This window comes from uncultured Nostoc sp. (genome assembly GCF_964247315.1).
In the GTDB taxonomy this organism is placed as follows: Bacteria; Cyanobacteriota; Cyanobacteriia; order Cyanobacteriales; family Nostocaceae; genus Nostoc.
The window spans coordinates 1-8,981 of sequence record NZ_CAXTTT010000071.1; the positions used below are offsets into that span (position 1 = coordinate 1).

General features: G+C 46.8%; 10 protein-coding genes and 1 pseudogene. All 11 read right to left on the reverse strand.

Annotated elements, in window-relative coordinates; all coding sequences use genetic code 11:
* Positions 1 to 336: pseudogene (locus ACFE93_RS20580) on the reverse strand (hypothetical protein); the annotation flags it as partial.
* A complete protein-coding gene (locus tag ACFE93_RS20585) occupies positions 305 to 1,057 on the reverse strand; it encodes an iron uptake porin (RefSeq protein WP_375475701.1) in 753 nt (250 codons plus the stop codon). The gene ACFE93_RS20585 and the pseudogene ACFE93_RS20580, both read right to left, overlap by 32 nt.
* Before the next feature lie 210 nt (positions 1,058 to 1,267).
* Entirely contained in the window at positions 1,268 to 1,552 is a 285-nt protein-coding gene (locus ACFE93_RS20590) for a hypothetical protein (RefSeq protein ID WP_375475703.1), read from the reverse strand.
* Between the two features lie 56 nt (positions 1,553 to 1,608).
* Positions 1,609 to 1,767, reverse strand: a complete 159-nt coding sequence (locus ACFE93_RS20595; RefSeq protein WP_375475705.1) for a hypothetical protein — start codon at positions 1,765 to 1,767, stop codon at positions 1,609 to 1,611.
* On the reverse strand, positions 1,767 to 2,438 hold the full coding sequence (locus ACFE93_RS20600; RefSeq protein ID WP_375475707.1) for a hypothetical protein: 672 nt from the start codon (positions 2,436 to 2,438) through the stop codon (positions 1,767 to 1,769). Before ACFE93_RS20600 ends, ACFE93_RS20595 begins: the two co-directional genes overlap by 1 nt.
* Positions 2,360 to 2,659 carry a hypothetical protein gene (locus ACFE93_RS20605; RefSeq protein WP_375475709.1) on the reverse strand — a complete coding sequence of 100 codons (300 nt, stop codon included), beginning with the start codon at positions 2,657 to 2,659 and terminating at the stop codon, positions 2,360 to 2,362. Before ACFE93_RS20605 ends, ACFE93_RS20600 begins: the two co-directional genes overlap by 79 nt.
* A 691-nt stretch (positions 2,660 to 3,350) precedes the next feature.
* The gene (locus tag ACFE93_RS20610; RefSeq protein WP_375475711.1) at positions 3,351 to 3,956 is read right to left on the reverse strand and encodes a CDP-alcohol phosphatidyltransferase family protein; all 606 of its coding nucleotides are present in this window, start codon (positions 3,954 to 3,956) and stop codon (positions 3,351 to 3,353) included.
* A 382-nt stretch (positions 3,957 to 4,338) separates the two neighbouring features.
* A complete protein-coding gene (locus ACFE93_RS20615) occupies positions 4,339 to 5,517 on the reverse strand; it encodes a zinc-dependent alcohol dehydrogenase (protein ID WP_375475713.1) in 1,179 nt (392 codons plus the stop codon).
* An 89-nt stretch (positions 5,518 to 5,606) separates the two neighbouring features.
* The gene (locus tag ACFE93_RS20620) at positions 5,607 to 6,719 is read right to left on the reverse strand and encodes an L-dopachrome tautomerase-related protein (RefSeq protein WP_375475715.1); all 1,113 of its coding nucleotides are present in this window, start codon (positions 6,717 to 6,719) and stop codon (positions 5,607 to 5,609) included.
* Between the two features lie 115 nt (positions 6,720 to 6,834).
* Positions 6,835 to 7,677, reverse strand: coding sequence for an MBL fold metallo-hydrolase (locus ACFE93_RS20625; protein ID WP_375475717.1), 843 nt, complete (start codon positions 7,675 to 7,677; stop codon positions 6,835 to 6,837).
* A gap of 177 nt (positions 7,678 to 7,854) precedes the next feature.
* Positions 7,855 to 8,655, reverse strand: coding sequence for an SDR family NAD(P)-dependent oxidoreductase (locus ACFE93_RS20630; RefSeq protein WP_375475719.1), 801 nt, complete (start codon positions 8,653 to 8,655; stop codon positions 7,855 to 7,857).
* Between the last annotated feature and the right edge of the window lie 326 nt (positions 8,656 to 8,981).

Genomic DNA, 8,981 nt, shown 5'->3' on the forward strand with positions numbered 1-8,981 from the left:
GATATTGTACGTCAGTCCCAGCCCAGACCCACCCCCGATCGCATAAATGGGATTTCGCTGTGCAAATAATGAAAGAACGCCTATTTCATTGAGTCCACCATCCAAAAACGGATTGAGGGTCGGAGCATAATCGAAATGTGAGCCTCCAAATGGGGCGATGTACAGTGTCGCTTTGTCGCCTAAAGGCAAATAGTAGCCAATCCAATCCACATAAAGCGAATTACTACCTGTATTCCCAACACTAAATTGTTGTAGTCCCTGGAAATCGCTACCACCTGGCGTGCCAGGAACATCGAAATTGAAATTATTGGCATTGCCAGCTGCTAATCGGATCAAAAACAAATCCTTGCCTGTAAAATCTGGTATTGAGATAGAGCCGAATTCGATCTTGAAAGACAGTATTGTTAGCATCATTCCCTTTTTGAAAAGCAGTAGCAACAGCAAATATCGCTTCTCCAGTCAGCTTAGTCGTTGTAGAAAACTGCTGCTGCTCTAGCGTAGAGGTTCGAGTTTCAATGGCATCAACTCGACCCCGAAGCGTTGCTAATTCTGTTGCAAACTCTGATTGCAACTTTTGGAGTGTTGCTAAATCTTCTTTCTTGACGAGATCCGCAGTTGCAGATGCAATCAGTTCGTTAATGCGATCAAGACAAGCATTCAATCCGGCGGCAAACTCATATCGGGTCAAAGCGCGATCGCCACGATAGGTTCTGTCAGGATAACCAGCAATACAACCATACCTTTCGACAAGCGACTGTAGCGCTTGAAATGCCCAGTCAGTGGGGCGAACATCTGAAAGTTGAGAGACAGATGTAACTTGTGCCATCGCGTCTGCTTTTTTAACAGCAGCATAATTTGGCTGGTTTTGGGACTGTAATTCTAAGCTGAGTTCTGTTGCATTGATTTCGCTCAAAGGCAGAGTCGATTGCTCTACGGCTTGAGCATGTGTAACAGTCAATAGGCTAGCAGCGATCGTCACAGGTGCGATAACTGTCGATCGATAAAAACGCGAAAGAAAAATTCGCAAAACTATTTGCATTTCTACCACAGAAGTCATTCCTCAAACTGTAAAAACAGATAATCTGACCAGAAAGAAAAAGGTACAAGCCCCGAAATTTATTTATGGGGTTCAAAATGTTTGACTTTTGACTTTTGACTTTTGACTTCCCCGAAGGGGCTAACTGCTCCCCGCATTAAAAATGGCGGGGATTCTAAGCAGATACTTCGCAACAAGGTAAAGGTGGTTAAGTTACTGTAACCTGCCTACTCAAGTTCTTGATTGCGGCGATATTGCGAAAGAGAAAACAGCAGATCCTAGCGCCACCAAGATAACTAACAAAGCGCGTCCACCAAACTCTGCATGACTTCCAAGAAATGCATAATAGATGCTGAGTATCGTCAGCACAATTCCTGCGACAGCCATTGGTTGGAACCACAAGCCAGAGAAGGCTTGGGAAGTCTCAGGTTTTAGTCTGCGATTAAATAGTGCTAGCAGATGATACACGACGTAAAGAATCGCCCAAACATAAGCCGCTGAATAGACCCACTTCACAACTTCTCCACTACGGAGTGCAGGTACACTGTAAACAAATAAGGTAAAGAGAGTCGCTATCCTGGAGTGCCGTATTTAGGATGGAGTTTACTAAAAGGATTAGACAAAGCGCCAAAGAAACTACCATCGCGAGCAATGCTGTAAATAATCCGCGGCATTGTTGAATAAGAAACAACTAAGGTTCCCCAGGTTGCCGTTACAGTTGCCAGTGCCATCAGAGTATAGCCCGCCTCCCCAAGCATTGCCTTGCCCACTGCCAATTGAGGACAACTCCCAGCACAAGCTGCTTCCTCGTTATTAATGCTTGCCAAGTAGACAGTGATTGAGTGCCTGCGATCCCGAAGCCCATCACTAACGAAGTGACTAAAATCGCGAGCAGACCCAGAACTATTCCTCTAGGCAAAGCTTTTCGAGGCTGATGCACTTCTTCAGCGAGGGAACAGACAAATTCAATTCCCACAAAAGTCCAAAATGCAAGCGCTATCCCGCCTGTGACAATGCCTCCTTTCCCGAACCAATCTAGAGAGGCTCCTTGAGCGAGGTTTGCAAAAGACCAAGTTCCGGTTGCGCCTATCCCCAGGAAGCCGACGATTCCGAACAGCCATCGAATGCCCACCATCAAAACCAGCAGAATCCCATTAATCCAAGAAGCCGTTTTCAGTCCAAAAATGTTGGGAACAACTCCTAGTAGACTGATAGCAATGATAAAGAAGTTGATGTGCAGATCGGAATGAAATAGAGCGCGTAAGCCGAAAGCTCCTGCTGCCGTTTCTCCTGATGCTGCAAAAGCGATCGTTCCAAAGAAAGTCAAGCCGAGAAATACACCGAGGAATTTCCCGAACCGACCGCCAAAGATTTCTTTGGCATAATCGTACAGTCCCCCCATCGAGGATAAGCAACGCTTAGATCGGCCGCTGACATTCCCAGAAACAAATTAACGATAAACGCAAGCGCTATGGCGATCGCAAACCCAATTCCAAATGTGAAGTAACCTGTTATATCGCTGATGAGAGTGCTGGCAGCTACAACTACCGCCACCCCAGCAATAAAAATATCCCAGCTATTGAGCGATTTTAATAGTCCATAAGTGCGATCGCTAACTTTCACAAAGTACCTCCAATTTTTTGATTACTCTTAGAGGATGTTTGAAAAGTCTTGTTGTTGCTAGCAAAACGTTATAGCTCCCCTTTTATAAGGGGACTTTGATTCCGGTTCCCCCCTTAAAAAGGGGGATAGTGGAGGGATCTAAACGCGTCCAAAATCACAGCGAAACACTTTTCAAACAACCTCTAACCTTCTTGTGTCACTCTCCAAAAAATTTTGCCATTTCTGAATTCTAGAGCTTTTGTATACGAAGCGATCGCAAGATTTTTTTCTAATAACAAATACAATAACTAAGTTTTTGTAATAGGATAGATTGTATTGATTCACTGATAAAGCTTCTAGAGATTGCCCTCTTGGAAAGTGACAGAAGCTGTTTACGGAGGCGCTCGCTTCAGTTCTGGATGGAAGAAACAAGTCAAATCCTCTTCCCTTAAGCTAGAAGAATATCTGGTTTGGTTATGACTGGAACTACCTCAGTTCTAACTGATAGTAAAACTATCAAACGGTTTTCAGGCTGTATGGATTTGTTTTTCTTATACCTTGAGTGTAATTTTATTCCTCATTACCTACACTGATTATACTTTCATCCTAAACTTGGTAACATCTTTATTGAAGTGCGATCGCAAAATTTGATTATGCATTCAATAACCTAAAAAGCCTGTTTTATCAGCTTTCTACCCAATGCCCCGTTATATTAGTTTGATTCAGGCTGCGGGAGTTTCCAAAATTGCCAAATTACCCATACTGCAAAGGTTGGCGCACCAATTGTTGCCGCGATTAATAACGGTTCTAGTCCATTTAGTAAGGTAACTATGGGAAACAAATACAGTACGTCTTCAATGTCAAACCCGGCGAAATTTGGTTGACGACTGGCATCTTTACCTAAACGCTGTTCCATTTGGTTTCGTAAATGAAAGATGCAAGCAACAGACACCCCAGATACTATCCCCATCACCAACGCCCACCAACCAAATTTTCCTTCCCTAATACCATATCCAATACACACAAATAAAAGAATGTGGATGATAGCGTCACTAGCGAGGTCATATTGATGTCCCCATTTGCTGCTTTTCCCACTCAAACGAGCTAATTCACCGTCTGTGTGGTCTAGAAAGTTGGATAAAGCAAATAGCCATGCCCCAACGTTAACCCAAATAGTATCGCCAACTGCGATCGCCACAGTAGCCGCCAAACCAGTTACAAGTCTCACTGTGGTGAGATGATTGGGGCTTACCCAACTGTCTTTTAGAGGTCTAACTAGCCAGTGAGCAAGTTGAGCATCCCAAGGCTTTATGGTCATAGATGAAATTGAATTTGATATGGTCTTTTAATGTTCATAAGACTGTAAAGTACCACATCTACTTATAGATATAGATTTTTATTTAATAACTGGCGGTTTTAAGATGCCCATATTTGGATACCAACGCTGTAGCTTGACACTAGGATTACAGCAATTAAAAGTAAGCACAAGACTAGTACTGCAAGGCGGAAGTCAAAAATAAAAAGTCAAAAGTCAAAAGTATTATGGAATGGTCTTTTTAGGAATTTTAAATGGTTGCTCTATTTACACCGTGGCGTACTAGGGTTAGACCTGAGTCGAGTAGATAGGGGTTGCTTGACGCAACTCATGCAGTTCTACGCATGAATCCCACGGCTTTAAGCCGTGGGCGCATCAAAAGGTTTTAAGTGGACTGACCTGGCTTGAGTACGATTTTGATACAGTTGTCCTGCTTGTCCTTGAAAATTTGGTAGCCGTGCGGTGCTTGATCTAGCGGCAGACGATGAGTAATCACGAATGATGGATCGATATCGCCATTTTGAACGTGATCGAGCAACGGACGCAAGTACCGATGAACGTGTGTTTGTCCAGTTTTCATCGTCAAGCCTTTATTCATGAAAGCCCCCATAGGTATCTTGTCTACAAAACCAGTGTAAACACCGGGAACGGACACAGTGCCGCCTTTACGGCAGGCAACGATCGCTTGACGCAACACATTGGGGCGATCGGTCTCTAGACGCACTGCTTGCTTTGCCTTGTCATAAAAGCCTTCCAAACCCAAACCGTGAGCTTCCATACCCACCGCATCCATTACTGAGTCGGGGCCGCGTCCACCCGTCATTTCTTTCAGGGCTTCACCTACCTCGACTTCTTCATAGTTGAGGATTTCCGCCCCACCGGCTTTTGCCATCTGGAGGCGTTCGGGAACGCGATCAATGGCAATCACCCGCTCTGCACCTAGAAGAAAGGCGCTTCTAATCGCAAATTGCCCTACAGGGCCACAGCCCCAGATCGCAACCGTATCTCCAGGCTGGATATCACAGTTTTCCGCAGCCATGTATCCGGTGGGGTAGATATCAGTCAGAAACAAAACCTGTTCGTCTGTCAATCCATCGGGAATCTTGAACAAACCAACATCGGCAAAGGGAACGCGGGCATATTCGGCTTGACCTCCTGCGTAGCCGCCTGTGAGATGGGAGTAGCCGAAAAGACCAGATGGGGAATGACCCAGCATTTTTTCTGCCATCCAAGCGTTGGGATTGGAGTTATCGCACAGCGACCATAAATCTCGATTACAGAAGAAACACGAGCCGCAGGAAATCGTAAAGGGGACGACAACGCGATCGCCTATATTTACATTCTTGACAGCCTTGCCCAACTCAACGACTTCCCCCATGAATTCATGACCCAGGATGTCGCCCTTTTGCATCGTCGGGTTGTAGCCATTATAAAGATGTAAATCAGAACCACAAATCGCCGTTGAGGTGATTTTAACAATAGCATCACGCGGATTAATAATTTTGGGATCGGGTACTGTATCGACTTGGACATTGTTAGTACCTTGCCAGCAAACTGCTTTCATTTGTTGAAATTTCCTCAAGTTAAGTTGTTTATTAATAGTAAGATACGTCTACCAAGACTTTTGCCAATTACCTTTTGGTTAAGCCGTGTTCACCGCAGCAGAACTGGTTGAGCGTCAATGCGGATGCAAAATAGGGTATAAGGCTTCTGCCGCAGGTCTTTTCCTTTTTGGTATTTCGCCTGACGATGCAACTGGTTTGCCGTAATGTAAAGATACCCATCTGCTGCAACCGAGAGCGTATCTGTCCACATAAGATGCGGATCGTGCACTACCGTTTCCCACTCTCCACCGGAACGGCGGCGAAGGATTGCCTGGTGTTCGTAATTTGTCGCGTAAATATATCCTGCCGCATCCGATTCGAGTCCGTCTGCACCGCCGCCTTTGTCTCCTTCATCAGTTACGGTTGCTGCAACGGCGCTATCATCTATTGAGCGATCCACTAGTGCGTCAGTAGCAACACTGTAGAGCCGTCGGCTGGCGAGTGGACAGTAGTAGAGGCGTGACCCATCAGCGCTAATTGCAATCCCATCTGCCCCCATTTTGAGTGGCTTGGTTTTGCCATCCGGCTGACGCTCCATAAACGGACGACCCTCAACGATTGGCAGAAAGCTGGTTGGCTCCTCCGCCTTGGTTGATGGGTGATCGTGAAGTTTGCGCCAACTCTCGCCCGATGCTAAATCCACTACAATAATTCCGTTCGCCCCTTGGTCAGAGGAATCTGTGATGAATGCTACACCCTCGACACCGCGCCGCAAGTCAAAGCGGATATCGTTGAGATAAGTCGTTGGCAGAGCAACATCCTGGGGAAAGAGAATTGTCTTGATGACGCGATCGCTTGCCAAATCCACACAAACCAGCTTTGGGCCGCCATACTGCGTTGGCTGGAACATTGGACTGCCAGTGTCGAGAATCCACAAGCGATCGACGGGATCAACGACAACACTCTGTACAGATACAAGCGTCGAAGCCAGGTCGTTTGGATTGGTGCGATTGATCGCTTCATTTGGATAAGCCACAGGGCGACCCTCCCGGATCTCAGCTACCGTAAACGCCACCTCATCACCCCACTTGGGAAAATTGACGAAGATCCGTCCTTGATGAGATACCGTTACACCGGTTGGCATTGCACCGTCGAAGTGAGTAACTGGTTCCAGTATGCCTAGTGACTCATCCGTAGGCAATTTCTCTAACTGAATAACCATAAGTAATATCTCCTAAATCGGGCTAGGATTTGCTTAAAAAGTCAGCAGTATGAATCAGTTCTGGTTTGGACATCGGTCTTACTGGCACAGGCTTCGTAAATAAATGATGAAATTTCTAGTTTTGAGAGCCGCTAGATTGGTCAGCGAACGCTTTGAACTCCAAAGCATCGTGACTACAGAACAGGCGCACGTTTTTATTGCGATTGCTCGATAATGCGTGTAGCCGATCTTGATTGAGCAACCGAGCCTGACGATCCACCTCCATCATCCATTGGTAAGCACGCAAACCTGGCGTGCAGCGTCTTTTGGCTGAGTCCATTTCGTGCCGATAAAAGTAGGCATCACCTGCGTGCAAAAGCCAACCCTCTGGTGTATCGATGGCGATACCAGCATGACCCCGCGTGTGACCTACAAGCGGGATAAAGAGAATCTCCGGCGGTAGTCCGTCGAGGTCACGTACTGCTTCAAAGCCGAACCAAGGTTCGCCTCCCGCCGAATAATACTTCCAGTGCTTAACCTCGTCCCACTGTTCTGGACGATAGCGCCTTTTGGCGATAAAGCCGTGCCGATCCTGCGCGGTTTCAATCTCAGTCTGCATTACATGCACAGTTGCTTCCGGAAAATCTTCCAGACCACCGGCATGATCGAAATCGAGGTGAGTAAGCACAATATGACGCACATCTCGCGCCGAAAATCCCAGCCGCTCAACTTGATCGAGTGCCGTGTATTTTTTATCAAACTGGATGCCATTGAAATGAATGAAGAACGGGCTGAGGCGGGAGTAAGGCGACTTGATATCGCGCAGTCCAAAGCCAGTATCAATTAGAACAAGTCCCTGCTCTGTCTCCACAAGCAGACAGTGGCAGACGAGGTGAGCCGTCGGCCCCCGACTGAAGCCATCGAAGAGGGCCCCGCCAATCGGGCACATGCAGCCGCAATTGAGATGATGAATTTGCATGAATCCTCCGTTACGACTCTGATTCCTCAGAACCAGCCTAAATGTATGAGATTGCCGACTGCGCGATTAGCTTCGCTGATGCCCTTAGCCCAGGCGATGCCTACGGCGGGCTGCGCCAACGCCCTCCATTTCAAAAGAGTGTCAACTGAGCATATTCGCTTGATTACGTGTAAATTACTAGTTGGCTGACCCTGGCTCACTAAGCTTGCGATGCAGTTCAGCACTTACGGTATCAGGTAAGACCTTGCTGACTGTGCCCAGAAGCTTCGTCTTCAGTGAACCTGCGATGATCTCATCCTTACCTGCCATCAAGGCTTCAAAACCCTGCTTGGCGACCTCAGCCGGATCGTCCTTTTCATCCGCGCCTACCTTGGTGTCGTCCATATCCGCACGGTGGAAGAAATTGGTATCGGTCGGCCCGGGCATGAGTGCGGTGACGGTAACACCTGTATCCTTCAACTCACTGCGTAGCCCCTCTGAAAAAGAATGCACAAACGCCTTAGAGGCGGCGTAAACTGTCTCGAACGGGCCGGGCATCAGGGCGGCAATCGACGATGTGAAAAGGATTCGACCCTTGCCAAGCTCAACCATATCCTTTACTACTCGTTTGGCAAGATGGACAGATGACACAACGTTCAGATTGATCAGATTGAGTTCGTCCTTCAGGTCGGTTTCACGAGCGAAGTCGCCGCTCACACCGACACCCGCGTTGATGGCGATCGCATCCACTGGTCGCCCAGTTGCTTTAATTTGGTTATAGAGCGTCTCAACACCGTCATAGTTAGCGAGATCAGCCTGTACCGTCTCAACCTGAGCACCTAGATTCTTGAAAGCTTCAGCAGCTTCGTTGATACTCGATCCGGTGGCTGTAACTAGAAGGTCAAAGCCGTTTTGAGCAAACTGTTTGGCAAGTTCGTAGCCAATACCGTTTGAGGCACCCGTCACGACAGCAAGGGGTCGGGTCAAAGAACTGTTCATAACCGTTTTGTTCAAACTCCTATATAACTGCTCCACGCTCCTAAGTCTTGGCAAGCTTCTGTCTCACTACCAGACCGTCTGCGTGGACTGTAGGCTTTCAATTCTTATAATCTTAAAGAGGCAGCAGTGTAGTTACGTCTTTCCCAGGAAATATCACTGCTGTGTCTTTAAGGTTACTTTTATGGAGTTTTGGATATATTTTTAGCCTTCATTTAGTTGGATAGACTGTGCTTAACTTCTACCTCTGGCAAACCTCAGATTTTAAGGGACTAAGTACGGTTTTGCATAATAATCGTATCGTTTTTAAATGCAGAGGGACGCATTGC

Bases quoted from the DNA above. Each gene is read 5' to 3' on its own strand.
- ACFE93_RS20585 (WP_375475701.1), bottom strand. From the start codon at position 1,057: ATGACTTCTGTGGTAGAAATGCAAATAGTTTTGCGAATTTTTCTTTCG.
- ACFE93_RS20595 (WP_375475705.1), bottom strand. From the start codon at position 1,767: ATGGCACTGGCAACTGTAACGGCAACCTGGGGAACCTTAGTTGTTTCT.
- ACFE93_RS20600 (WP_375475707.1), bottom strand. From the start codon at position 2,438: ATGGGGGGACTGTACGATTATGCCAAAGAAATCTTTGGCGGTCGGTTC.
- ACFE93_RS20610 (WP_375475711.1), bottom strand. From the start codon at position 3,956: ATGACCATAAAGCCTTGGGATGCTCAACTTGCTCACTGGCTAGTTAGA.
- ACFE93_RS20615 (WP_375475713.1), bottom strand. From the start codon at position 5,517: ATGAAAGCAGTTTGCTGGCAAGGTACTAACAATGTCCAAGTCGATACA.
- ACFE93_RS20620 (WP_375475715.1), bottom strand. From the start codon at position 6,719: ATGGTTATTCAGTTAGAGAAATTGCCTACGGATGAGTCACTAGGCATA.
- ACFE93_RS20625 (WP_375475717.1), bottom strand. From the start codon at position 7,677: ATGCAAATTCATCATCTCAATTGCGGCTGCATGTGCCCGATTGGCGGG.
- ACFE93_RS20630 (WP_375475719.1), bottom strand. From the start codon at position 8,655: ATGAACAGTTCTTTGACCCGACCCCTTGCTGTCGTGACGGGTGCCTCA.